Here is a 23819-nt window from a genome sequence, read left to right as displayed (position 1 = left end):
CGATTGTTTTTAAATCGTTTGATAATGATAGTTCGTTCATTTACATGCTCCTTTCGTGATATACTCTCCTATAAGGAGGTGAAAGTATGTCTGAACATTTAAATGACAAAGAAATAGCTTTAGAATTAACTAAAACAATGGTTGAACATTTCAATAGACGAGTTGATGTTAAAGACAATGCTCGTCACATTGATAGTCAATTCGTTGGTAATATGTATAGCTATTTTCATAAAGTAGTGTCTTCTGTGAAGAAACCAGAAGCTAAATAATATTTGGATTAAATTTTGCATTTACTTCTTGCTTGTAACTCTCTCTTCCTACTACAATCCCAATAAAAAGTAGGGAGAGAATTTTTAATATATTCTTCATCTAAATCCTCCTTTCTAATCCAATAAGAACATTCACTATTTGTGAAATATATGTTATTATTTCTTTGCTTACCTTTTACCCAAATCCTAGGTAAGGCAAAGGAGCTGATGATGATGACAATATTATTATCAGAATTTTTGACGGGTGCTGTGTCTCAATAGATAGGGTTATATTTCTGGTCTGATTGCCAGCATCGTCAAACAAGAGACGTTAACTAGGTTAGAGAGCAATCGTCGGGTGGTAGCCGACTAAAAAAGCGTAGAACTCTTTAGATCATTAACCACTACTATTTCAACTGCAGCGATAGGGGCGATACTGTCGAAGTGTTGTTGGTTGCTAGTACCAACTTGAGCAGAATAATTTCCGTAACGTTCTTTATGTACTAGATAGAGAACGTTTTTTTAATTAAAAAATTTATTCAAATCTAACTTACCCCCGTAAAACTTCTTTAACTTCGCCATAACTTTATAGCTTGGATTCATAAATCTGTTTTCAATTTTTACGTAAAGTGAGTAACTAATTCCTAATTTTTTAGCTAACTCATGTTGAGTTATTTTTTCTTCATTACGTAGTTTTTTTAATTCATTCAATCTCTTTCTCCTTTCTAGGATGGTTGTGGCTTGTTCGTTGCATTTTTGTCAACTTCTTCTCTAAATTTTTTTTGGATTTTATAAATATCCATAAAAGAAACACTTAAAACGTTTGCCATTTTTTCCATCTGCTCAACACTTATTGATTTAGGATTTAATCTCATTCCGTACAATCGTTGTTGAGATATGCCTAATTCATCAGCAACAAACTTATATTTAAGGCCTTTCCTTTCAATTAAACTATCTAAAGGTTCATATGTTTTTTGTTCCATTTTTTTCCTCCTTTCTTGACCTTAAATACATAATACAAAAAAGTTGTATTTTTGTCAACTTTTAAATTGTATTTTTGTCAACTTTTTGTTTACTTTAAAATATTTTGTGTATATAATGTAGATGTTGGGAGGTGTAAAATGAAAAGCAAAATCATATTTGGTCAAATGGTTGACTATTATAGAAAACAAAAAGCAATGACAATGGAAGAATTGGGCGAAAAAATGGGTAAAACTAAATCCTCAGTTTCAAGATGGATTTCGGGTGAAAGATACCCAAAGATAGAAGAAGTTGAAAAACTGGCTGAAATCTTTGAGACTGATGTTGAAACTATTTTATTCGGTGGAAATATATCAAATGATATTACCTATTTATACAACCAACTAAACGAGCCAAGGCAAAATAAAGTTTATTCTTTTGCTGAACAACAATTGCAAGAACAAAAATCAGAATTAGAATATTATGGTCAAACGGCAGCCGGTGATCCACTAATAGGAGAACAGGTTGCTCCAATCATAAGCGACAGTCTAACAGTAAGATTATTGGTAAACGGAGACTCAATGGAAGATCTTTATCATGACGGAGATATTGTTACTTACAAAAAGCAACCTTCTTTAGAAAACGGAGAAATAGGTATATTCGTTTTAAACGGTGGTGTCACTATGAAGAAATTTAAGAAAAATGGAGATATCAGATTACAATCACTCAACGACAAATACGAAGATATTGTTCTTACTGATAAAGATGATTTTACAATTTTAGGGAAAGTTATTAAATAAAAAAACACCACTCGCAAGCTGATGACTTGTTGAGTGGCTACCCTGAGGGTCATATATCTTAAGAAAATTATATCAATTTTAGGAGGAGATCAAAATGAAAAAAATACTATTAACAATAACTTGTAGCTTTTTACTAAGCGGCGCTCCAGTCTATGCAGAGGAAAATCCTGATCAAGAGAGAATTGATGAATTATTAACAGAACTTCAAGAAATCAATATGGAAGCTAATAAACTGCAAGAAGAAATGATGAAGAAACTAGAACCTTTAAATGAAAGAGTCAGTGAAATCAACGAAGAACTAAAAGACCTTGGTTATAACAAACAGCTCTATGAAACACCAAATGCTTTATACAATATAAGAGAAATGTATGTAGTTGATAATGCAATGTTTCCTGATAAAAAGGTACTAGTAATTGATATGGAGTTTACTAATAAAACTAAAAATCCTGTTAGCCCTTGGATGGCATTTGTCGGAGACTTTACAGCTCAGCAGCAATCAGGAGCTACGGTGGAAGTCCTTTTAGGTGCCAACGGTCAATTAGCAAATGCCAAGGACCAAGAAAGTGTAGCGATTGGAGATAAAGATGTCCTTCCTAATAAAACAGTTAAAGCTTCGATTGGATATGTCTTGTTCGAGCCTTCCGCCCAAGTTCAGTTCATTTTGAACTCTTCTAAATTGACAGGCAATCCGCAAGGATTTACCTACGATCCAAAATAATTTTAATTATTTATTGGTGTCTAGTTTTGTCTACCAACACTATATATGCTCTATAGCATGGTATATACCCCTCATATATATGCTATTACTATATATCATACTGTATAATAAAAAATATAGACACTATAGACAGGATACCCCGAAACCCTATCGCAATAAGGACAAGAGGTGTCTATGAAGTGTCTATTTCGCGTCTAGGTGTCTAGTTTAAAATTTATGAGGTGTCTAGTTTTTTTAGAAGGTGTCTAGATAAAATTGAGCATTATTTTAACGATATTTACTGTAATTTAATTATAAAAATACACCGTTCCCCTCCCCAGGTTCACGGTGCACGTTTGATAAATACGAAAAGCCCCTGTTTAAAGGGTGTCTTTTCTGTACCCTATTATACCAAATGAAAGGAGAATTAACCATGTGGGTTGAAGATTTACCCAACGGAAAGTATAAATTTTGTGAGCGATACCTTGATGAAAAAACTGGAAAAAATAAAAAAGTCTCTGTTACTTTAACCAGTAAATCTGCTCAAGCAAAGAAACAAGCTACGAAATTATTAAATGATAAAATAGCTAGAAATCAAATACCAACCCCAGAAAAAATTAGGTTTGGTAAATTAATTAAAGAATACATTGATTTTAAAAAGAAACATTGGGCGCACTCAACTTATATAAAAAATTATGGTTTTTATAAACGTCATATAAAAAATTATCCAGAATATAATTATATGGTTGATAAAATGTCTGTTAAGGACATTCAAACGATAATAGATCGTGTTCAATACGATAAAAATTTGTCTGCTCTGACGGCGATAAGTATTAAAGCAATGATTGGATCTGCTTTAAAATATGCTAGAAATCAATATGAAATTCCGTTGATCAATGGCTTTAGCGATATCTTTATAAAAGAAGATACTTCCAAACGCACTCCTTTTATAGATAGCAAAGATATTCCTGATTTGATTAAACGATTAAGAGAAAACATAAGTGATCTCTATGCAGATGTTGTTGAGGTTCAAATTTTAACAGGTATGCGAATAGGCGAATTAAGAGCGTTGACAGAAGATGATTATAAAGATGGAAAAATTCACATAAACAAGTCGATTGAAAGAATGACTAACAAAGTTGTAAAAACTAAAAATAACAGTTCTAATCGAGTAATAGATAGCACAGACAGAATAGATGAAATATTTAAAAAAAGAATTCAATACAATCATATCAATTTTGGTGATGAAGCAACTTATATTTTTGCAAGCAAACATAATGGACCTATAACCTATACTTACTTGCAGCATCTTTTAAAAACAATAGATCCTAAACTATCTTCTCATGTTTTTAGACACACACATATCTCTTTGCTTGCTGAACAAGGTTTTCCGATCAAATATATAATGGAAAGAGTGGGGCACTCAAACCCTAAAACGACTTTAAAAGTGTATACACACGTTTCTGAAAAAATGACAAAAGAGGCTAAAAACAAGCTTAACAAACTTTTCTAATTGCCCCTTTTTTGCCCCTTTTGATTATTTATATCCATTTAACTTTAATCAAACATTGGTATTAAGCTAATTGTTTATTATCCATCACTTCCAGTCGATAGCCATCAGGGTCAGATACAAAGAAGTAAGAAGCTTTTTGACCTGGAAGTCCTTTGAGCTCTGTTGTTTCGTAACCAGCTTCCTTACATTTTTGATGTTGCGCTTGAAGATTATCCACTCCAATAGCCATGTGAGAGAATCCATCTCCGATAGTATAGCCTTCCGAGTCATAGTTATAGGTTAATTCTAATTCAAAATCTGATCCAGGAACTTGTAAATAAAGCAAATCGAACTGATGTTCTGGAAAGCGACGATCACGCATCACTTTAAAATCAAAAACTTCCGTATAGAAAGTCAAGCTCGCTTTTCTATCTTTAATTCGATAGCAAGTATGTAACAATTTTTGTGTCATTATAATTCCTCCTGTATTTTTTACATATCTAGGCTTTGGAAAGCCATTGGTACAAGTTCACTGACTGTTGTTTGATAGATGGATTGGTCCTTACGTGTTAAATAGACAGGAGTGTCAGGCTCTGCCATTTCTACCAATACTTGACGGCAAATTGAGCAAGGCATTAAAAAGTCTTCCGTATCCCCTGCTACTGCAATTGCCTCAATAAAACCTGGACGGTATCCTTCGGATACAGCCGTAAAGATTGCTGAGCGCTCTGCACAATTAGTAGCACCAAAGGACACATTTTCAATATTAACACCTGTATAAACTTTGCCGTCCTTAGTTAACAATGCTGCTCCAACGGGAAAATTTGAGTATGGGCAATAGGCTCTTTTTACTGCTTCACGAGCTTGTTCCATCAAAGAATTAATTGTTGTTTGATCCACTTTGATCCTTCTTCCTGTGTGTGATAATTAGTGATTTTATTCATCAATTTGAAGATTAATAATTTGATCTTGTTGTATACTTGCAATTAATTGGCGGATATTATCCGAAAAGCTCACCCATGAATAATAAGAAAAGCCAGTCATCATATAATATGCCGCACTATCAGCTGAACCGAGGTCTTCTTCAATTTCTGCTACTGTGATAGAACCATTGTTTTCATAATCTGTTAGCAGAGACTGGAAATCTTTACCTTCTTTAAAACAATTTTCATCGAAATAATGGAAATTAGCTTGCAACAATTGTTCTTCACTATAAATAAAGTTAAGATAGACTAAATTATTTTTAGAAAGAAAGTAATATTCGTCCGACTCTAAGTTATCTTGCTTTTTACTCTTACTTGCTTGTCCTAATTGCTCGATAATAGATTCTCGAGAAAAATTATCAGCCGTAATCTCTGTCTGGATTCTTGATTGATAAAGCTTAATTTGATCTTCAAGACTTATAATATTATCTTGATAGTCATCAAATGCAACTATTTCAGACTCAGCTAAGGAAGCGGGTATCATGCCCTTTAATTTCTCTTCTAGAGGACGCTTATCGTCTTCTAAATCCTCTGACTTTTCATCTGTTGGATCAGGAATTTCTTTCTTTTCTGCTAATTCAAGGGTTAGTTGAGAATTGATGCCCTCAATCTTTTGGCTTTTTAAAAATTCATTGATCAGATAGTCTGATAAAACCGCTTGCTCTCTAAAATAAGCTAAACGATAGTCATCTTGCTTGTCTTTAGACGATACTTCTACTAACAGGCCGTCATCTTCCATAATATTCCCTTGCAGACTGGCCATTATTTGAAAATCTTTGGCAACAGCACGAGCTATTTCAATGGATTGATTTTGTTCTTCAATAAATTCGAGGGCCCCATAATATTGACTGGCTAGATAGACTAACTGATCGACTTGATAGATAGCAATTAATTCCATACCATATGGGGCATCTTCTCTTAAAAGGAAGGACTCCATACGGTAATTTTCTTCTAAATCGAGGGTCGTTCTTTTAGGTTCTAGATCATATTTCTTAGCCAATTGTTCTACTTTATACTCCACATCAAACTCTGTTAAGGAATCTTTTAAGGTTCGTAACTGTTGATCTTCTTGATCACTAACTTCAGTTGTTAAGTCATTTACTATCTCAATAGACATGTCATAAAAATCAGACTCCGTTTGGGCGTGGCTAGTCGGCAGTCTTAAAAAGAGGCTGAAAATAATGAAGGTAATACTTATAACTATTCTCTTGAAGACTTGTTTACTTTTTTTCATTAATTGTATCCAAATCATAGATTAACCGATCCTCAGAATATAAAACAGGAATACCCACATTGCCATTTTTTTTAACTTCATCGAATTCATTACGACTATCTCTTAATTTAAGAAACTCTTTTAAATTCTTCATTGAATCAGTTATATTGACTGCTTCGTAGCTCACTTCCATTTGATCTAAGCGGCTAATAAAAGCCTCCGTATTCGGACATTTATCAGAAAAATAAACTATGTTCATAACTTTTCCTCCTATATCATACTAATATTATTATACAATAGATTCCTCAAAAGACCTACTCAAGCATCATGGTAACTTTCATTGAAAATTTTACCAAGAAGGGCTAAACTGAAAAAGTATTGAACTATGGAGGGCAATTTATGAAAAAAACAATTGATTGGATTTGGCGTTTTGTCAAAGGCATGTTCATTGGATCAGGCTTTATTTTACCCGGAGTCTCTGGTGGTGCTTTAGCGGCAATTTTTGGTTTATATGAACGAATTATCCGTTTTCTAGCTAATATCACCAAAGACTTCGTTGAAAACATCATTTTCTTCATACCTGTCGGTTTAGGTGCCCTGTTTGGCATAGTCATCCTATCCTTCGGGGTTAGCCATGTTCTCGAAAATTATGAAACTTATGTCATGTGGTTTTTTGTAGGATGCATAGTGGGTATGATTCCTTCACTGTGGAAAGAAGCTAGTCAAGAAGGACGCAATCAGTCAGATTTGATCGTAATGGTTCTTTCTTTTATTGCGGCCTTATGTTTGCTTATATTTGGACAATCATGGTTTGGCGGACAGGTTTCAGCAAACTTCTTTACTTGGATGATCGCAGGTGCTTTGATTGCATTAGGAGTTCTGATTCCGGGATTGAGCCCTTCAAATTTTATTCTTTACATGGGCATGTACAAGCTAATGTCTGATGGGTTCAAAAGTTTAGACCTGACTGTAATTATTCCAATTGGAGTTGGTGGTCTATTAACAATACTGCTCTTGTCTAAACTAATTGAGAGAATTTTTGACCGCTACTATGCAAAGTTCTTCCACTTTATTTTCGGTGTTGTTCTGGCATCTACCTTTATGATCATTCCAACCGAATACACAAGTTTTCAACTTACTGGCTATGCAATTTGCGGCCTCATGCTCTTATTAGGAAGTGCTTTAGGTTGGTGGATGGCACGCTTAGAAGAGAAGTATAAAAAAATTAATTAATTATAAATATTCACACTCCACCCTATTCATCAGCTTTAATCGATGGATAGGGACTTTTTTCGTCCCATTCAGTAGTAGATTAAATTGCAGGTCATTGCCCTTTCACTTATAATGAAGAAGACAAAAGGATATTTGAATTTTGTTATAAAACGATTCTTTTCAATAAATCGCTATAAAGGAGAAACTTATGACTTTACTAGAGCGTTATACTCAAGACCTCTTTCAAAAAAAAGTTTATGATTGTGATAATAAAGAACTATATACCGTATTAATGGAAGTGGTAAAAGATGAATCTCGCCGATTACCCTACCGAGATCAAGACCAAAAGCGAAAACTCTATTACTTTTCTGCAGAATTCTTAATTGGAAAAGTATTGAGTAACAATTTAATTAATTTAGGTATTTACAATCAAATTAATAACGAATTAATCGCTAACGGAAAGAACTTAATGGACATAGAACATGCTGAAAGAGAACCTTCCTTAGGAAACGGCGGCCTCGGTAGACTCGCTGCTTGTTTCGTCGATTCTATTACCAAGATGGGGATTAATGGTGATGGAATTGGCTTGAATTATCATTTTGGTTTATTCAAACAAGAGTTTTTTGATAATCAACAACACACCGTGCCAGATGCATGGTTAACTGGTCAAGACTGGATTAAAAAATCTCACCTGACTTTCGAAGTCCCCTATGCTTCTTTCACTCTAAAATCAACTCTGTATGACTTAGATGTTTTAGGTTATAAACAAACTCATCGTAATCGCTTGCGTCTATTTGATTTAGACACTGTCAATGAGTCTATTGTTTCTGAAGACTCAATTGATTTTGATAAGACAAATATTAAAGAAAACCTTACACTCTTCCTCTATCCTGATGATTCAGACCATGAAGGAAGATTGCTACGGATTTATCAACAATATTTTATGGTTTCAAATGGAGCGCAACTTGTTCTACATGAAGCTAAAGAAAAAGGTAGCAATTTACATGATTTAGCTGATTATGCCGTTATTCAAATCAATGATACCCATCCAAGCTTTATAATTCCTGAATTAGTGCGCCTTTTAATGAAGGAAGGCATTGACTTTGAAGAAGCCTATCAAATTGTGACTAAGATTACTGCTTTTACAAATCATACTATTTTAGCCGAAGCCTTAGAAACTTGGCCTTTCAATGATATTCAATTAATCATGCCAGAAATCGCCAATATTATTCAACGGCTCGACCAAGTGATTAGAAAACACTATCCCGATCAGGCTGAAGTTTGGATTATTGATAATTCAAATTATGTCCACATGGCTCATTTAGCCATTCACTTTGGTTTTTCTGTCAACGGTGTCGCAGAATTACATACTGAAATCTTAAAAACAACGGCTTTAAAACCTTTTTATGAGATCTATCCTGACAAGTTCCACAATATGACCAATGGCATCACCTTCCGCCGTTGGGTAATGGACGCTAACAAGGAACTTTCAGAATATCTAGACCTTAAAATCGGAACGCTTTGGCATAGAAATGCTGATCTTTCACAATTTATAGATTTTAAAGACGATGAGCGCACATTAAGTAAACTAAGAGCCATCAAACACAATAACAAGATGCGGTTGAAGAAAAGATTGCAAGACCGAATGAAGATTACAATTAATGAACACTCAATTATTGATATTCAAATCAAACGATTCCACGAATATAAACGACAACAGATGAATGCTTTATGGGTAATTCATAAATATTTAGATATTAAAAAGGGGAATATTCCTGAAACACCTATTACCGTTATTTTTGGAGGAAAAGCTGCACCCGCCTATACAATTGCACAAGATATTATTCATCTTATCTTAACTTTGTCACAATTGATTAGTTTAGATAAGGTGGTTGCTCCACACTTACAAGTAATAATGGTTGAAAATTATAATGTTACCAATGCTTCCTATCTTATTCCGGCAGCCGACATTTCTGAACAAATTTCCTTGGCTTCAAAAGAAGCTTCGGGTACAGGAAATATGAAATTTATGGCAAACGGTGCCCTAACGATTGGTACCTTAGATGGTGCTAATGTTGAAATTTTTGAAAAAGTTGGCCAAGATAATATCTATATTTTTGGAAAAGAAAGTCAGGAAATTATTCAACTCTATAAAAGTAATGGTTATTCATCCAATGAATATTATCAAAGAGAAACGATCAAACCTCTAGTAGACTTCATTGTTTCCCATGGTATGTTGTATTTTGGTAACGAAGAGCGTTTAAACCGTCTGCATCAGGAGTTAATTCATAAGGATTATTTTATGACTTTGATTGATTTAGAAGACTATATTGCAACTAAGGAACAGATGCTAAGAGACTATGAGGATATTGACACTTGGTATCAAAAATCAGTTGTTAATATTGCAAATTCTGGCTTCTTCTCAAGTGATCGGACCATTGGAGACTATAATGATGCCATTTGGCATTTGCCGGTCTCTTATGGTGATGAATAAATAAAAAGAGAGGGTGTTTTATCTATTATTAAACGGTAGCTCTCCTATCTAATTAATTGAATAAGACTATTTAAATAAATCTTTCTTAGCGCTGATCTTTTGATAATTCAATTAGGTAAAGACACTCGATAATATCATTCTACTCAATGTAACACCTACTAAATCAGAAAGAACTTTAGAGAATGGATATTTTTTACAATTAGTTTCAAAATATGCTATGAAGAAAGAATAGGAGAAAAGCTATTACCTTTATTTAAATCTTTTTCTTATAAAATTTTTTATTCATAACTTAGTTCTATTTGCATAATTATTAAAAAATGTTTTCGTGATTTATGGAATGTAAGGAGACATATAATGAGAATTGAAATGAATACAATCCAGTCTTTAGTAAGAGATAATAAGTGGTTTATTTCACTCTTTATCGTCCTAATGATGCTAAGACTTTTTATCTTCAGTGTTTATAAAGTTGAAGGAGCTTCTATGATGAATACCTTTGAACAAAACGATATCGTTATAGGAAGTCAAATTACTAAGATTGACCGTTTTGATATAGTAGTATTTAACGTTCCGGAAAAAAAGAAAAAATATATTAAGAGAGTTATTGGCCTTCCGGGAGATACCATTGAATATATTGATAATATACTTTACATCAATGGTGAAAAAATTGATGAGCCCTATTTAACAGACCAAGTAACACAGGATCTTAAAGTTGATTCGATCCCAGAAGGTTACTTATATTGCTTAGGCGATAATCGTAAAAGTTCGGTAGATTCAAGAAAAATCGGTTTAATACCTGAAAAAAATCTACTTTCAGAAATTAAAATAATCCTCTTTCCTTTTGACAAACTAACTACCTTCTAACCGAAATATAATAATTATAATAAAGAGGAGTTTAAACGATCGTTTAAACTCCTCTTTAAAAATATCTATTTTTGATCATACAAGGCACTGCCCACTCGAATGTAAGTCGCTCCTTCTTCTAAGGCGATGCGATAGTCCCGTGACATCCCCATACTTAGCTCTCCACAAGGAGCCCATGGATAATTCTTGCTAAGTATTAATACTTGTAATTCTTTTAATTCGGCAAAATAATGATGAAGTTCCGTTTCGCTGGCATCAATCGGCGCCATCGTCATTAAACCGACTATTTCAATTTTGTTATAGTCTTTAATGGCTTCTACCGCCTCTATGACACGATCCGGATCAAATCCGCCTTTCGTCTCTTCACCTGAAACATTGACTTGTAGAAAGCATTTTACTGTCCGATCTGCTCTTTTTTGAATTTCTTTGGCTAATGATAATCGATCCAGTGAATGTAAATAATCGATCTGATTAATAATCAATTTCACTTGACGAGATTGGAGGTGACCAACAAAGTGCCAAGTAATTTCTGATGCAATATCATTCAAAGCTTCTAGTTTTGCTAAGAATTTATCCGAGCGATTTTCGCCCATATCTCGAACGCCTAAATTATATAACTCTCTCGTCGTTTCAGCATCCACAAATTTAGTAATCGCCACCATATGAGTCGGATAGGTCGAAATGTCTTCGAGTACACTTGCTAAATTGGTTGCTAATAATTTTTTATCCACGTGATTCCTCCTAAGAAAATAGATAATAGTTTTCAAAAAGCCATGTAGCTAAATTGAGTATTAAAGGAATGGTAACAAGTGAACACATTGTTGTCAGTAAAACAATTTTTGCTCCACTTAAATAATCACCACCTACAATTTGACTTAAAAGAGCTGTCATCATAGCAGAAGGTCCAGCTAGTATCATTACTAAAATAAAAAAACTTTCAAAGGTTAAACCAGGGATGAACAATAGCATAATCAAATTAATTAAAGGCCAAATAATAAGCTTTATGCTAGCTATTTTCCACAATTTCCAATCAAGATAGTCAGATAAAGTAGCGATGTCTTCAAAATAAGCACCTAGAATAATCATAGCAATCGGGGAATAAACCTGATTTAATTGATGAATCCCTTCGGATACAACCGATGGAACAGAGATCTTAAAAACTTGAATGACTACTCCTATCAGAAAAGCAAACAGAATTGGACGAGCAGAGAATGTTATTTTTGGTTCTTTTTCTTTGGCTCTAATCATTTTTAAACCAAGTGTCCAAGAAAAGAAATTTGTAACTAGAAATAAGCCTGTGGTAATCATGACATAGGAAGGTTCGAAAACTGCTAAGGTCAGAGGAATACCAATAAAACCAACATTACCAAAGACTGTTGCAAACTTGGATACCCCATCCTCATTTTTCCCAAAATACCAATGCCCTACGTAGATCCTCATTAACAGAAAAATAATATAAATAATCATTGCTAAGAAAAACTGAGTCATAAGGTCTTGCTGAATCGGCTTAAAAAAAGCTTCGATAATTATCAAAGGGGTCAAATATTTAACAATTACCGTATTCAATTGACTAATGGTCGTTTGCGTCAGAAGTTCTTTTTTAACTAAACTAAACCCAATCACCGCTATGGAAATCAGTATAATTAATTGCTTAAAAATGATGAGTGCTAAATCCATATCTCCCTCAATCTTTCATAACATTTTACTAGATATTATTATAACTCAACTTATCCCCTGAAGGAAGTTACCACCAATCAAGTAGGAGGCTAGTCAACTAATGGCTAGCCTCCTACTCGATTTATATCTAACTTATTATTCTTCGTCCATAACATCATGTAAAGCATCTGCCACAAATTGAACATTCGTTCCAATAATTACGTGGGCTGCATTTTCTCCCATGATCTTAACACCCGCAGCGCCAGAAGATTTTATTTTTTCTTGGTCAATTACTGAGGTGTCTTTAACATTCAAGCGAAGTCGTGTCGCGCAATTGGTAAAGTTTTCAATATTGTCTTTACCACCTAAAGCTTCAAGAATGCGGCGAGCTTGTTGGTATTCTTTTTCGGCTTTTGAATCCTTTAATTCTTTAGAATCCTTTTCAGGTAATGAACCTTTTCGCCCACTTCCAGCATCAAAGTCTAAAGACAAAGGACCTTTTCTTCCTGGTGAAGCAATATCCAATTTTTCAATTAAGAAAGAGAAGACCAAATAATATAGACCGGCGAAAACTAAGCCTTGTAATATTAACATAAAGGGCTTGTTCGCTATTGGAATTTGTGAAGATAAAATAAAGTCGATTGCTCCGGCAGAAAAGCCAAAACCAGCTGTCCATTGCATAAAGGCAGCAAATCCTAAAGATAGCATTGATAAAATAGCATGAGCAAAATAAAGAACTGGGGCTATAAACATAAACGAAAATTCAATGGGTTCAGTAACACCTGTAACAAAAGCTGTGACTGCGCCTGCTAAGTATAAGGACCCTACTTCTTTACGGTAGCGAGGATCAGCCTTACGATAGATCGCTAAACCAGCAGCTGGTAAACCAAACATCATAACCGGGAAGAAGCCAGCTTGATACATTCCTGTAACACCCTTTTCACCTACAGATGCCCAGAAATTACCGATATCATTAATACCTATTAAATCGAACCAGAAAACAGCATTTAAAGCATGGTGTAAACCGGTAGGAATTAGTAGACGGTTGAAGAAACCATATAAGGCTGCTCCGAACCAGCCCATCCCTGAAATCCATTCTCCAAAGCCTACTAGCCCTTCATAAACAGGTGGCCAGATAAAATATAATAATCCTGAAACAAAAATCATAGCAATTGAAGTCAAAATGGGAACCATTCGACGCCCAGAGAAGAAAGCAAATGCATCAGGTAATCTAGTTTTTGAGAATTTATTATAAAGTGATGAAGCGGTAAGACCGGATATAATTCCGATAAAAGCATTATCTATTTTTTCAAAAGAATAGGATAATTCTTCTAAAGGAATATTGACAATATCTGTTAATTTATCCGGTTTCAGTAATGTAGTAACCATTAAAAATGCGACTAAACCTGATAAGGCACTTGACCCATCTCGATCGTTAGACATACCTAAAGCAACACCCAAAGCAAATAGAATGCCTAAGTTACTGAGAATGGTATCTCCAGCAGTCATCAATAAAGCACTGAACTGGTTCCCACCTTGAGAGTCAATTGCATAGCCGATCCCTAGCATTAAGGCAGCAACAGGTAGTACCGCAACTGGTAACATTAATGAACGTCCCAGTCTTTGTAAATATGGATACATATTTTTCACTCCTTTTTATTTATCATATATAATATACCTCAATTTCGAAGCGTTTACAATCATAAATGTAAATTTACATTTTAGTGTTCACACTAAAAGGAGGTGTTGGGCTAATTTTTTTAACGATCTCTTCTAAAATCTAGCAAAAAAAAGAAACGACAAACTAAAAGTTTGTCGTTTGAATGTTTATATTTAAGATTATGCTACAACTGACACATTACTAGCTTGTAAGCCACGTTCTCCTGATTCAACATCAAAAGTTACTTTTTGGCCCTCTTCTAAAGTCTTGAAGCCTTCGTTATTAATAGCTGAGAAATGCACGAATACATCTTCACCATTTTCTTGTTCAATAAAGCCAAAACCTTTTTCTGAGTTAAACCATTTTACTGTTCCATTATTCATAAATGAAATCCTCCTTGCGCTGAGCGCGATTTTTTTGCAGATGTTACATAAGATAAAGAAAAGGATTAATTATGATAATGAATTAAGCTTTTAAATATTTTATTACTCTCTACTCAATTAAGTATACTGTAATTAGTCATATTAGTCAATCACTACTATCCTTCATACTTTATAATTCGAAAAACGAACTTATTTTAATAAATTTAAGTGTGCATCTACAGCTGTTTGTAAGAAGTCTAAGGTATCTTGAGGAGCTTTACCATCGTTCAATAAATTAGCTGAACTTGGTAACATAACCTCAGGTTGTCCCACTGTTGGCATATTTAAAAATGAAAGAATCTTAACCAAATCTTTATTGGCTATTGAGCCACCCATAGCAGAAATTGAATGGGACGCAATTAAAGCTGGTTTGCCATTCCATACAGATTGTCCCCATGGACGAGAAGCAACGTCTAATGCATTTTTTAATGCTGCTGAGATTGTACGGTTATGCTCTGGAGTTACGAATAAAATCAGATCTTGGCGTTTCACTGCTTCACGGAAATCAGTGTAGGCTTGTGGTGAATTTTCATCCAAATCTTGGTTATAAAGAGGTAAGTTTGCAATATCTAAAAACTCTACTTCTGTTCCCTCAGGGTATAAAGTCACAATATTATCTGCCCATTGTTTAGAAAAAGAATTTTTCCGAGTTGATCCTACAATTACACCTAGTTTAGTCATATTTAATCATCCTTTTTATATGTATTTGTTCTAGTAGTTAATTTACTGAACATATGTATTTTATCTCGAATTCGGAATAAAAGCAAGAGGAATAGTTAATTTTTTTATATTTTATTTCTCCCAATGTGAAAGATCTGGTAGCATTGGAACTACTTCTCTGCGGAAAAAAATACGTCCTGTTCTTCCAGAATATTGTCCAATTTGATAGTCTCTAAAGCTAGTAGTGGCTTTGAAGGCTGGCATTTGATAAAGTTGTTTCATATAGCGCCATAAATTAGGGTAATCGCGCAATGAATGATGGAATAAGCCATAGATTGGCATATAAAGTAAATCATGACGGATTAAAGGGGTATATAATATTAAATCGGCTTCAGTCAATTGATCACCTAATAAAAACTGATTCTCAGCGAAATGTTGATCTAACTCGGCTAATACTTTAAAGTAAGCCTCTGCATTTTGATCAAATTCTTCTTGAGAGCGAGTATATCCCGCACGATTTGCTCCTCCCAATACTTCATCAATTATTTTTTGGATCCAACTATCAATCTCTGATCTCAAATTTTCTGGATAAAGATCTGGAGCATTGTCAGCATGAAAAGGTTTAAAACGGGTTGTAAAGTCTCTTAAAATATCTAGTGACTCAGAGTTAACCACTGTCTTAGTTTTAATATCAATTAATGCAGGTACAGAAAAAGGACCCTCATATTCTGGATCAGTATTTTTATAAAGTTCCGAAACATATTCAACTTCTAAAATCGCATCTTTGCCTCCAGTTTCATTAGAAAAATCCCATACTTTACTAGTTTTTATTGGACTAGCGATAGCTAGACTAACTACTTTATCCAAACCTAGTAATCTTCTAGCAATATCAGCCCTTTGAGCATAAGGACATGGAAAACTAAACACAAGACGATAACGATTTGCTTCTACTGGATAAGCAAAATCTTCTTTATATACTTTTGGCATAAAATCACTCCTTTGTCTCATTATAGCAGTCTCTTACTCTTCTTTAGAATTTAATGCTCACTATTCGTAATTAAATTGGCAAGATTATAAATAAATTCTTTACAATCCATTGGATTATACTTGCTAGGCCCCTTGATTCTTTTACCAGCTTTCCGCATTTTGTCCTAAATGTCTTTTGAAGAAAAGATGTTCTCTATTATATTCAATATATAATCTGTCAGAATGATAATTCACGCGATATTTTGAAAATAATAAAGAAGTTATGCCATAATCTTGAGTAATTATAATATTAGCTTTTTAGCATTGGGAAAAAATAATTAATCGTATCTGCAGCTGCTTCAATATAGATGGTCTCTAACAAATCAGAATCATATATTCTATTTGAAAATAATCTATTGTCGTTATAACAAAGACCTTAATCTTATAAGCTGAGCTATTTGAATGGCTTCAGCCTTCACAGGACAAGCATCTATTAAAATCCTCATAACTCCTATTGTTTCAAAAAAGGGTTGGGACAAAAGCCTTAAAAAAAGTCCGGTCAACGATACAATCGTTAATCGGACTTTTTCGGTTCTATAATCTACGTAAATACGCAAAGCAGCGAGCCTAGATTGGAAAGTAACTTTCCAATCTAGGCTCGCTGTAAGTTTTGAGGCGACTGAGAAAACCTTTTATCCTAGCCCCTTTATAATGAAGATTAATTAGTCTTCAAAAACAGTTTGTTCTGTAACTTCGGTAGTTAAAGCTTTCAAAGCTTTGTCTACTAAGTGAGTGCGTAATTTGTATTCTTCTTCCATTGATAATGAAGGATTACCTAGTGGGTGAGGAATAGCAATTGCAGGAACGATACGGTTAGCACCTACTGTTAATGAGATAGGTGTTACAGTTGCCATATGTACTACAGGTAAACCTGTTTTTTCGATTTCTTTTACCATTGTTGCTCCGCAACGAGTACAAGTACCTCAAGTGGAGGTTAGAATAACTGCATCTACATTATGGTCTACTAAGTCCTTAGCAATTTCAGAAGCAAATGCTTTTGATGATGCAACTGAAGTACCATTACCTACAGTAGTATAGAAATAGTTATGTAATTCGCCAATTTCTCCATTACGTTCTTTTTCACGTAAAACATCCACTGGAATAACACGATCTGAATCTTGATTAGCATAAACCGGGTCATAACCACCGTGAGCTGTTTCATATTCGCCTTCTTTAAGGTCTTCAACACCAGAAATGTCATAACGACCATATTTAGAAGCTGAAGAGGATTCAATATGGTCAGGGTTACCAAATGGAACAATACCACCTGAAGTAACAATCGCAATTTTAGCTTTGGTTAAGTCTTTAATTGCTTTTCCTGGTTCTACATTATCAAAATCAGGCATTGGGAATTCAGTAGTGAATTCTTCACCAGCTAATTTCTTAACTAACATATCCACTGCACGTTTAGAACCGCGATCTTCTGTAAAGAAGTTTTTACGGTGACGCTCAAAGTATTCGTCAGTAATTGGGTCTAATTCTTGGTCTGTCAAGATTTTGTTAACAACATTTGCAATTGCAGGAATTGCTTTACGCATTGTTGCAGCAGAGTTACCAGTCTTAACAATGTAAGGAACTTTCTTATACATGTCAACACCAGGGTTCTCTTCATACATACCGGCAACAGCTGGTACATTCAATTCTTGCATAACTGCAGTTGCAACAGCTCCAGCAGCTACACCGTATCGTCCAGCGTTAAATGCAGGTCCAGTGATTACTAAATCTGGTTCGAATGACTTAATCATTTCAATTACTTCATTAATAGCATCTGTATTTTCATTAAAGTATGAGTCACCACATACCACAGTTCCAACGATTTCTCCATTTTCAGCAATTGCACCATTGATTCCAACACCTGGTCCTACAACACCATCTTGTTTGAATGGTTTTGTATCAGCTTTTTCTTCTCCACCGATACCAGCGTAGAATTGATTAATGTAATGAACTACACGTTTTTTTGTCATGGTTTTACCTCCTTATTTAATAATTATACGCCACGAGCTGTGCGTTTGTTGAAGCCTAATTCGTTTGTAGCACCAGTAATTGCTTGAATTTCAACTTCAATTTCGCCATTTTCACGTAAGCTTCCGTCAAATCCGCCGGCAATTGTATCAACATAATCTAATGTTCCGATAACTTTATCCATTGGAGGTAAAACAACTACTTCATTGGCATTTCCACCTGTTACAACTGCGTTTGCAGATTTATCAGCGTCTGCTAATCCTTGAGAAGCTCCATCGCGTCCAGCGTACTCATCAGTAACAATTACTGTTTTAACGCCTTCAGCTTCAATCTTCTTAGTATTCATGATCAAGTCAGTATCAGGGTTACCGAATCCTTCTTGAGAAACAATTACACCATCTAAACCTAGGAATGAACATAATTTAGATGTCCAATCAGATGAACGTTTCTTATCATTTAAATATACAGCTTCGTTTGTGATGATAACTCCCATAAAGTTGATATCTTTACCATGACGCTCATAAAGATCCTCAATGATCGGATTGTTTAAGTGGTGGTAAGTAGTATTCTTATCACATGCAGACACACAGTTACCAGAAATAACTGCTCCATCCATTACTTCTGTAGGATATAAAATTGAAGGAACAATATGCTTAGCATCAGTTCCATAAACATAAGTATCATGTAATAACCCTTGAGTTTGTAACATATATACATAACCAACTTTTGGAAGATCAGGATATTCTGAAATTTGTTCCAATAGTGGTTTTGTTTCATAAGTTACCACTTCGTCTGCTTCTGTTGCTGCAGCTAATGTTCCTAAATGCTTAGCAACCTTCAATCCAGCTTCACGAACTGCTTGCTCATAAGCGTATGTTTTTACACCTTCAGCTGGCTCAACCACTAAACAGATGTTGATTAATTGGGAGAATGGTGTTAATTCAGCACCAGGCCCTTGCATATCAACAATACCTTCTTGAAATCCTACAATTTTACCAACTGTAGCGACCGCACAACCTTTTAATACATGAGTACGGCCTTCCCCAACGCGATCAACTTTGCTGACTACACCTGGGAAAACTTCTGATGTTGAATCTACTTTACCACGTGGCTCAATAACATCTTTAATAGGTGTAATACGTACTGACTCACCAGGTTTTGCAATTTCGATTGAAACATTAGCAATATGATCGTCTTCTAAAACGATATTTTTAATTTCTTCTTCATTGATGTATAAAACATTGCCTTCTACTTTAGATGAATCTGCAAGTTTTACATCGTTAATTTGAATTTTACCTAATTCAAGTTTCATTCAATCACCTCTATTGTTATTTTCTAAATTCAGGAGTTAGTTAAAGCGTAATTCTGGTGAAAAATGAATACGCTGAAGGGTACTCTCCATTAAATCTAAATCGATCGTAGCAAAATCCTCCAAGACTGAATCTAGCCAATTTGGAGTTGCTCGGTCCTTGATGAATTTTTCATAAACTGCGATGGCTTGTTCAATTATCTCGAGACTTTCTAGATCGATTTGTGATTGTTTAGTAGTAGTGATAATTATTGATTTGTAGAAAGTTTCGTTCGGTTTGATTGAACCACTCAGTGGATGAGTCAACAACACATAATGTTCATTAATAACGAGCTTTTTAGTCTCATAAAGAACATCACCATAGTCCCCATCAATAAAAATGATTGGACATTGGTCGATAGTTTCATTCACTTTTGGATTATTCGATATGATTTTCATGGTTTCACCTCTAGACGCCAGTGCTTGCCATTTAACTAAGAACGATTACATCGGACTTTTCTAAATGTTAAGAACAAAGCCAAAACTTGGCCGCACTCTCCTTAGTTCTTGTGAACATTATAACAAAAACAAAAAAAATTTACAACAAAATTCCCCAATAAAGTATATTTTCCAAATGTGTTCTGTTTATAAAATAAATATAAAAATCACCTAAAACTCTAACAAGTTTAAAAAAATTTATTAGATTAGTGAACAATATATTGGAATAGATAACTGGTAAAATGTGAGTGATTTAGACTCTAATTTAACAATTGGAGTAAGTTATCTTCAAAAATTGCATAGCCTTCTTTCGTTAAGTGGATACCATCAATAGTATATCTATCCGAAATCTTACCGTTTGAGTCATAAACTCGTTCCCATGTTAATAATTTTATTTGAAATCTTTTTGATAGTTTTCTAAGTTCTTGATTTACCCAAGTGATTTTTTCTGGTTTTAGCCTTTCGGTTTCATCGGTTTGAATAATTTCAGAAAGGACTATTCTTATTTTAGGGTTCAATTCACTAATAAAAACTAATAATTGTGTCAAATAGGTAATAATAGACTCTTTTTTCATTTGATAATAAAGTTCATTAATTCCAAACATAATAAGAACTGCATCACTTTCAACTAATTCATTAGCACTTTTTTTAGCCATCTGCAGGCCCTCTTTAGCAATAATACCTTGTTGAGATACGTTAATAATCTTCCAGTCTCCCATACTTTCTTTCTTATAAAATGAGAGAATAGAATGTCCTAAAAATATAAGCTTTTTCATATTTCCTCCATTTTGAATTTCCTAAGTTACCGATTCATATAATCTTATTATAACATCATTATAATTTTGTGAACAAGATCACATGTTTATGGGTTTATTAGTATTATTTAACTTAAATTGTTAGAATTATAAATAATTATCCATTATAATTAATATCAGTTAGAAACATTAAGCTATCTTATTGTTTTAGAAAGAAGGTTTAATATGACTAAAAATAAATATTTGTATTTAACATTTGATTCTACAACTGATGCCATAGCTGCTGAAGCACAATTTAAAGCCGCTAATATTAAAGGTCGTCTGGTTATGATTCCTCGAGAACTTTCAGCAGGTTGTGGAATGTCTTGGAGATCTGAACCTCATTTAAAGGAAGTGTTACTAACGGTTGCTGAAAAAAATAATATAAATTTGAAACAAGTAGAAATCTTATAGCTTCAGATTTTTTACAAAGTATATCTATTTTCTAGTATCAGCTATTTATTCAGTTCTTATATCTGTTATAATTATGGGTGTAAATTGTTAATTAAGGAGAATGAACATGTTAAAAACGATTAAAATTAATTTTGAAACCATCGAATTAATGGACTTCTTTTGGCAAACAGCTGCTCGTCGTGAAAAATTAACCGATTCTTACTTTTTAGATATAGCTAATCGTCCAGAAATGGAAGTTATCTATACTGAGGGATTCGATTCAAACTCAGTAAGAAAAGTTTTATCGGCCGTTATTAACTATGAACCAGTCAATGAAGCAACTAAGAAAGAATTAGAATTCTATCAATCCAACAAATTCTTTGCTGATGATCCTGGAAATGTCGAACTCACCCTCCCTACTGTTAAAACTTTAAATGTCGATGAAATGAAAGAAACTTTTTCAGGAGACACAAAGTATGAAGAAATAAAAATTAATTTTGTTCCTGCATACGACATCGTGGATCAAATTGATGGTGATACACTGACAATTAATTTCTTCAAACTTGGTATTGATTTCACAGATTTCGAAACGGTACTCATAGAAGGTAAAAAGCTTAAGGACTATTTAGAAGAAAAACTTAAAGAATTACTCGAATAAAGCTTAAACCTCATTTGAGGATAACTTAATCGAGACCCTGGCTTCAGTCTGGGAGACTGGGCTAAAACTCCTCAATACTACATAAAAATCAGCGAGCCAGAGTGCTTAGGCTCGCTGATTTTTGCTGTTTTGATTAAAATAATAATTCTTGCATACTATACATAATAGTAATTAACAGCTAGGATGCCGATAAAAAGGGGCTTTTATGGATAAAAATTAAACCGTAGCTAAATATATTATTCTACTTCATTTAAACTTTGATATTCCTATGGATCAGGAAGCGCCATTAATCAGTCGGTACTTTCGTCTTAAATGACCACCATCTCTTCCAAGATAAAGTTTATTTACTGATGGCACGAAGCTAGAAGCCGATGCTGATTAGCATTCCTAACATTTACGCTCAATCCTAGTTTGATGCTGAGATAGTATTTGGTCGCAATTTTATTGTGCGAAGAATAAAGCTCAAGGGAGAAAAGGGATAATAAATGACCGGAGTCTCCTTACAATGACTATGAATCTCACACAATCACCCCATTATTTACAAACTTCCCGACATTTTGGGCTTGTTATTCACTATTCTTATTCATTAAACGACAAAAGCAGTGGCGAATCTCATGTTTAATGATTCGCCACTGTTTTTAGGACTTTTTGCTCAGTCCCGTTTTAATTACTTATGTAAAGTGTTTACATATAACCTTTTTCTTTAACAATTTCATTGGCTTTCTTAGCATTTGCGCCACTAATCATTACGATAGGACCTGAACATCCCATCCCTGATTCAGCGTAAATACCTTCTTTCCATAATGCTTTAACAGCATCTTCAAGGTCTAATACATCAATTCCGTTAATTTGAGCTGTAACTACTTCTTTAGCTGGTGCTTTAATTTCTTCCTCAGCTACAGTAGCCTTAGGTTGAAGTCCTTCACGAACATCCTTAAGACCTGCTTTTTTAGCAGATTCATATTCTTGCTTAGCTACAGTCGTTAATTTACCTTTAGCCATTTGGAAAGCATATTTTAATGCATTGGCAATAACAGGTGCTCCTGAAGCACGTGATACGATATTAATAATATGGTCGTATCCATCTCCAACACCTGGACCATATCCGAATCCAGTTGTTTCGTAAGTACCACCTGAAGTGTATGATCCGAATAGTTTCATTAAGATATTACCTGTTAAAGAATCACAAACCATTACGTCTGCAGAACCCAATAACAAGTCATTACCACGTAAAACTACGCCACCATCTGAACGAGCAGACTCGCCAAATGTAATATCATAGCCTTTTTCTTGTAATTGTCTTAAAGCACGTTCAACAGTATTAGCTCCGTCAACGTTCACAATTCCAACTGTTGGGTTTTGAATTCCTTTGGCTTTAGCCACTGCGATACCATTAATAGCGTTTAAGACCATTGCTTCTGTACGGACAGTAGCTGTAGTACCAGTAGTTGTAGCAATGAACATTTCACGCCCTAAAGCAGGTGAAATTACACGGCCTACAGTTGATACACCAATCGGGAATGTATGGTGAAGTGTTACTGCCCCATGAATAGTTCCATCATTTAATAATTTTTCAAGCGTTTCTTCAACCGCTGATTCATCATTAGCTTCATAATGTTCGTATTCTTCAGTCCAGTCTAATTTTTCACCAATCAGAACGACTTCAAATAGACCTTCTGATTTTGCCAGAGCAGCTGCTTCACGCATAACATCAAACCCTAGTTCAGAGCCATTGATGGTTAGACCAATCTTAATAGATGGTCCAACTTGACCGCTCTCTAACGTATGAGCTAATTCGTTTATAACATCTTTAATTGCTTGATTCACTTGGTTAGACATGCG

General features: G+C 34.3%; 26 protein-coding genes. 9 read left to right on the top strand and 17 right to left on the bottom strand.

Features of this window, described 5'->3' with window-relative positions:
• The first annotated feature begins 86 nt into the window (after positions 1-86).
• Positions 87-269, top strand: coding sequence for a hypothetical protein (locus ACQV18_RS03690; protein WP_428892593.1), 183 nt, complete (start codon positions 87-89; stop codon positions 267-269).
• Between the two features lie 501 nt (positions 270-770).
• Here the strand turns inward: ACQV18_RS03690 and ACQV18_RS03685 are convergent.
• Both ACQV18_RS03685 and ACQV18_RS03680 read right to left on the bottom strand, forming a co-directional pair.
• Complete coding sequence (locus ACQV18_RS03685; protein WP_428872840.1) at positions 771-959, bottom strand: helix-turn-helix transcriptional regulator; 189 nt, start codon at positions 957-959, stop codon at positions 771-773.
• 14 nt (positions 960-973) lie between these two features.
• Positions 974-1231: a helix-turn-helix domain-containing protein gene (locus ACQV18_RS03680; RefSeq protein ID WP_428892592.1), complete on the bottom strand. Its 258-nt coding sequence runs from the start codon at positions 1229-1231 to the stop codon at positions 974-976.
• A gap of 138 nt (positions 1232-1369) precedes the next feature.
• Between ACQV18_RS03680 and ACQV18_RS03675 the strand changes: the two genes are divergently transcribed.
• The 3 genes from ACQV18_RS03675 to ACQV18_RS03665 all read left to right on the top strand — a co-directional run bounded on the left by ACQV18_RS03675 (position 1370) and on the right by ACQV18_RS03665 (position 4218).
• Complete coding sequence (locus ACQV18_RS03675) at positions 1370-2008, top strand: S24 family peptidase (RefSeq protein WP_428892591.1); 639 nt, start codon at positions 1370-1372, stop codon at positions 2006-2008.
• A 94-nt stretch (positions 2009-2102) separates the two neighbouring features.
• A complete protein-coding gene (locus ACQV18_RS03670) occupies positions 2103-2726 on the top strand; it encodes a DUF5067 domain-containing protein (protein WP_428892590.1) in 624 nt (207 codons plus the stop codon).
• A gap of 412 nt (positions 2727-3138) precedes the next feature.
• A complete protein-coding gene (locus tag ACQV18_RS03665; protein WP_428892589.1) occupies positions 3139-4218 on the top strand; it encodes a tyrosine-type recombinase/integrase in 1080 nt (359 codons plus the stop codon).
• A gap of 61 nt (positions 4219-4279) precedes the next feature.
• On the opposite strand, the gene gloA is transcribed toward ACQV18_RS03665, so the two are convergent.
• From gloA to ACQV18_RS03645, 4 genes are read right to left on the bottom strand one after another with little or no spacing between them, the layout of a single operon-like run.
• Entirely contained in the window at positions 4280-4669 is a 390-nt protein-coding gene (gene gloA / locus ACQV18_RS03660; protein ID WP_428872835.1) for a lactoylglutathione lyase, read from the bottom strand.
• A gap of 20 nt (positions 4670-4689) precedes the next feature.
• The gene (cdd, locus tag ACQV18_RS03655) at positions 4690-5097 is read right to left on the bottom strand and encodes a cytidine deaminase (protein WP_428872834.1); all 408 of its coding nucleotides are present in this window, start codon (positions 5095-5097) and stop codon (positions 4690-4692) included.
• A gap of 36 nt (positions 5098-5133) precedes the next feature.
• Positions 5134-6414 carry a hypothetical protein gene (locus tag ACQV18_RS03650; protein ID WP_428874634.1) on the bottom strand — a complete coding sequence of 427 codons (1281 nt, stop codon included), beginning with the start codon at positions 6412-6414 and terminating at the stop codon, positions 5134-5136.
• Positions 6401-6652, bottom strand: coding sequence for a hypothetical protein (locus tag ACQV18_RS03645; protein ID WP_428872832.1), 252 nt, complete (start codon positions 6650-6652; stop codon positions 6401-6403). The genes ACQV18_RS03650 and ACQV18_RS03645 overlap by 14 nt, the downstream gene beginning before the upstream one ends.
• Positions 6653-6792: 140 nt before the next feature.
• Here ACQV18_RS03645 and ACQV18_RS03640 point away from each other — a divergent pair, with 140 nt between their 5' ends.
• The 3 genes from ACQV18_RS03640 to lepB all read left to right on the top strand — a co-directional run bounded on the left by ACQV18_RS03640 (position 6793) and on the right by lepB (position 10960).
• Positions 6793-7626 carry a DUF368 domain-containing protein gene (locus ACQV18_RS03640; RefSeq protein ID WP_428875749.1) on the top strand — a complete coding sequence of 278 codons (834 nt, stop codon included), beginning with the start codon at positions 6793-6795 and terminating at the stop codon, positions 7624-7626.
• A 187-nt stretch (positions 7627-7813) separates the two neighbouring features.
• On the top strand, positions 7814-10099 hold the full coding sequence (locus tag ACQV18_RS03635) for a glycogen/starch/alpha-glucan phosphorylase (protein ID WP_428872830.1): 2286 nt from the start codon (positions 7814-7816) through the stop codon (positions 10097-10099).
• A 354-nt stretch (positions 10100-10453) separates the two neighbouring features.
• Positions 10454-10960: a signal peptidase I gene (gene lepB, locus ACQV18_RS03630; protein WP_428872828.1), complete on the top strand. Its 507-nt coding sequence runs from the start codon at positions 10454-10456 to the stop codon at positions 10958-10960.
• 65 nt (positions 10961-11025) lie between these two features.
• Here lepB and ACQV18_RS03625 read toward each other — a convergent pair whose 3' ends face one another.
• From ACQV18_RS03625 to ACQV18_RS03580, 10 genes are all read right to left on the bottom strand, one after another.
• Positions 11026-11691: a YggS family pyridoxal phosphate-dependent enzyme gene (locus tag ACQV18_RS03625; protein WP_428872827.1), complete on the bottom strand. Its 666-nt coding sequence runs from the start codon at positions 11689-11691 to the stop codon at positions 11026-11028.
• A gap of 10 nt (positions 11692-11701) precedes the next feature.
• Positions 11702-12637, bottom strand: a complete 936-nt coding sequence (locus tag ACQV18_RS03620) for an AEC family transporter (RefSeq protein ID WP_428872826.1) — start codon at positions 12635-12637, stop codon at positions 11702-11704.
• Positions 12638-12772: 135 nt separating this feature from the next.
• Entirely contained in the window at positions 12773-14257 is a 1485-nt protein-coding gene (gene nagE / locus ACQV18_RS03615) for an N-acetylglucosamine-specific PTS transporter subunit IIBC (protein WP_428872824.1), read from the bottom strand.
• Between the two features lie 198 nt (positions 14258-14455).
• Positions 14456-14659: a cold-shock protein gene (locus ACQV18_RS03610; RefSeq protein WP_258435605.1), complete on the bottom strand. Its 204-nt coding sequence runs from the start codon at positions 14657-14659 to the stop codon at positions 14456-14458.
• Positions 14660-14848: 189 nt separating this feature from the next.
• A complete protein-coding gene (locus ACQV18_RS03605; protein WP_428872823.1) occupies positions 14849-15379 on the bottom strand; it encodes an NADPH-dependent FMN reductase in 531 nt (176 codons plus the stop codon).
• A 111-nt stretch (positions 15380-15490) separates the two neighbouring features.
• The gene (locus tag ACQV18_RS03600; protein WP_428874631.1) at positions 15491-16345 is read right to left on the bottom strand and encodes a glutathione S-transferase C-terminal domain-containing protein; all 855 of its coding nucleotides are present in this window, start codon (positions 16343-16345) and stop codon (positions 15491-15493) included.
• A gap of 701 nt (positions 16346-17046) precedes the next feature.
• Positions 17047-18348 (bottom strand): glycine reductase complex selenoprotein B, encoded by a 1302-nt coding sequence (grdB, locus tag ACQV18_RS03595; RefSeq protein WP_428874630.1) that lies wholly within the window; start codon positions 18346-18348, stop codon positions 17047-17049.
• Positions 18349-18371: 23 nt separating this feature from the next.
• Positions 18372-19658, bottom strand: a complete 1287-nt coding sequence (locus ACQV18_RS03590; RefSeq protein ID WP_428872819.1) for a glycine/sarcosine/betaine reductase component B subunit — start codon at positions 19656-19658, stop codon at positions 18372-18374.
• A gap of 36 nt (positions 19659-19694) precedes the next feature.
• The gene (locus ACQV18_RS03585) at positions 19695-20093 is read right to left on the bottom strand and encodes a GrdX family protein (RefSeq protein ID WP_428872818.1); all 399 of its coding nucleotides are present in this window, start codon (positions 20091-20093) and stop codon (positions 19695-19697) included.
• Positions 20094-20392: 299 nt separating this feature from the next.
• Positions 20393-20908 carry an SGNH/GDSL hydrolase family protein gene (locus ACQV18_RS03580; protein ID WP_428892588.1) on the bottom strand — a complete coding sequence of 172 codons (516 nt, stop codon included), beginning with the start codon at positions 20906-20908 and terminating at the stop codon, positions 20393-20395.
• Positions 20909-21112: 204 nt separating this feature from the next.
• Here ACQV18_RS03580 and ACQV18_RS03575 point away from each other — a divergent pair, with 204 nt between their 5' ends.
• Both ACQV18_RS03575 and ACQV18_RS03570 read left to right on the top strand, forming a co-directional pair.
• On the top strand, positions 21113-21340 hold the full coding sequence (locus tag ACQV18_RS03575; protein WP_428872815.1) for a DUF3343 domain-containing protein: 228 nt from the start codon (positions 21113-21115) through the stop codon (positions 21338-21340).
• A 106-nt stretch (positions 21341-21446) separates the two neighbouring features.
• Positions 21447-21977: a hypothetical protein gene (locus tag ACQV18_RS03570; RefSeq protein ID WP_428881684.1), complete on the top strand. Its 531-nt coding sequence runs from the start codon at positions 21447-21449 to the stop codon at positions 21975-21977.
• A 684-nt stretch (positions 21978-22661) separates the two neighbouring features.
• Here ACQV18_RS03570 and grdD read toward each other — a convergent pair.
• On the bottom strand, positions 22662-23816 hold the full coding sequence (gene grdD / locus ACQV18_RS03565; protein WP_428874629.1) for a glycine/sarcosine/betaine reductase complex component C subunit alpha: 1155 nt from the start codon (positions 23814-23816) through the stop codon (positions 22662-22664).
• Positions 23817-23819 lie beyond the last annotated feature (3 nt).

This window comes from Facklamia sp. P9177 (assembly GCF_050409585.1).
Taxonomy (GTDB): Bacteria; Bacillota; Bacilli; order Lactobacillales; family Aerococcaceae; genus Facklamia.
This window is presented reverse-complemented; position numbering and strand designations above follow the sequence as displayed.

Bases quoted from the DNA above. Each gene is read 5' to 3' on its own strand.
- ACQV18_RS03690 (WP_428892593.1), top strand. From the start codon at position 87: ATGTCTGAACATTTAAATGACAAAGAAATAGCTTTAGAATTAACTAAA.
- ACQV18_RS03680 (WP_428892592.1), bottom strand. From the start codon at position 1,231: ATGGAACAAAAAACATATGAACCTTTAGATAGTTTAATTGAAAGGAAA.
- ACQV18_RS03675 (WP_428892591.1), top strand. From the start codon at position 1,370: ATGAAAAGCAAAATCATATTTGGTCAAATGGTTGACTATTATAGAAAA.
- ACQV18_RS03670 (WP_428892590.1), top strand. From the start codon at position 2,103: ATGAAAAAAATACTATTAACAATAACTTGTAGCTTTTTACTAAGCGGC.
- ACQV18_RS03665 (WP_428892589.1), top strand. From the start codon at position 3,139: ATGTGGGTTGAAGATTTACCCAACGGAAAGTATAAATTTTGTGAGCGA.
- gloA (WP_428872835.1), bottom strand. From the start codon at position 4,669: ATGACACAAAAATTGTTACATACTTGCTATCGAATTAAAGATAGAAAA.
- ACQV18_RS03650 (WP_428874634.1), bottom strand. From the start codon at position 6,414: ATGAAAAAAAGTAAACAAGTCTTCAAGAGAATAGTTATAAGTATTACC.
- ACQV18_RS03645 (WP_428872832.1), bottom strand. From the start codon at position 6,652: ATGAACATAGTTTATTTTTCTGATAAATGTCCGAATACGGAGGCTTTT.
- ACQV18_RS03640 (WP_428875749.1), top strand. From the start codon at position 6,793: ATGAAAAAAACAATTGATTGGATTTGGCGTTTTGTCAAAGGCATGTTC.
- ACQV18_RS03635 (WP_428872830.1), top strand. From the start codon at position 7,814: ATGACTTTACTAGAGCGTTATACTCAAGACCTCTTTCAAAAAAAAGTT.
- lepB (WP_428872828.1), top strand. From the start codon at position 10,454: ATGAGAATTGAAATGAATACAATCCAGTCTTTAGTAAGAGATAATAAG.
- ACQV18_RS03620 (WP_428872826.1), bottom strand. From the start codon at position 12,637: ATGGATTTAGCACTCATCATTTTTAAGCAATTAATTATACTGATTTCC.
- nagE (WP_428872824.1), bottom strand. From the start codon at position 14,257: ATGTATCCATATTTACAAAGACTGGGACGTTCATTAATGTTACCAGTT.
- ACQV18_RS03610 (WP_258435605.1), bottom strand. From the start codon at position 14,659: ATGAATAATGGAACAGTAAAATGGTTTAACTCAGAAAAAGGTTTTGGC.
- ACQV18_RS03605 (WP_428872823.1), bottom strand. From the start codon at position 15,379: ATGACTAAACTAGGTGTAATTGTAGGATCAACTCGGAAAAATTCTTTT.
- ACQV18_RS03600 (WP_428874631.1), bottom strand. From the start codon at position 16,345: ATGCCAAAAGTATATAAAGAAGATTTTGCTTATCCAGTAGAAGCAAAT.
- ACQV18_RS03590 (WP_428872819.1), bottom strand. From the start codon at position 19,658: ATGAAACTTGAATTAGGTAAAATTCAAATTAACGATGTAAAACTTGCA.
- ACQV18_RS03585 (WP_428872818.1), bottom strand. From the start codon at position 20,093: ATGAAAATCATATCGAATAATCCAAAAGTGAATGAAACTATCGACCAA.
- ACQV18_RS03580 (WP_428892588.1), bottom strand. From the start codon at position 20,908: ATGAAAAAGCTTATATTTTTAGGACATTCTATTCTCTCATTTTATAAG.
- ACQV18_RS03575 (WP_428872815.1), top strand. From the start codon at position 21,113: ATGACTAAAAATAAATATTTGTATTTAACATTTGATTCTACAACTGAT.
- ACQV18_RS03570 (WP_428881684.1), top strand. From the start codon at position 21,447: ATGTTAAAAACGATTAAAATTAATTTTGAAACCATCGAATTAATGGAC.
- grdD (WP_428874629.1), bottom strand. From the start codon at position 23,816: ATGTCTAACCAAGTGAATCAAGCAATTAAAGATGTTATAAACGAATTA.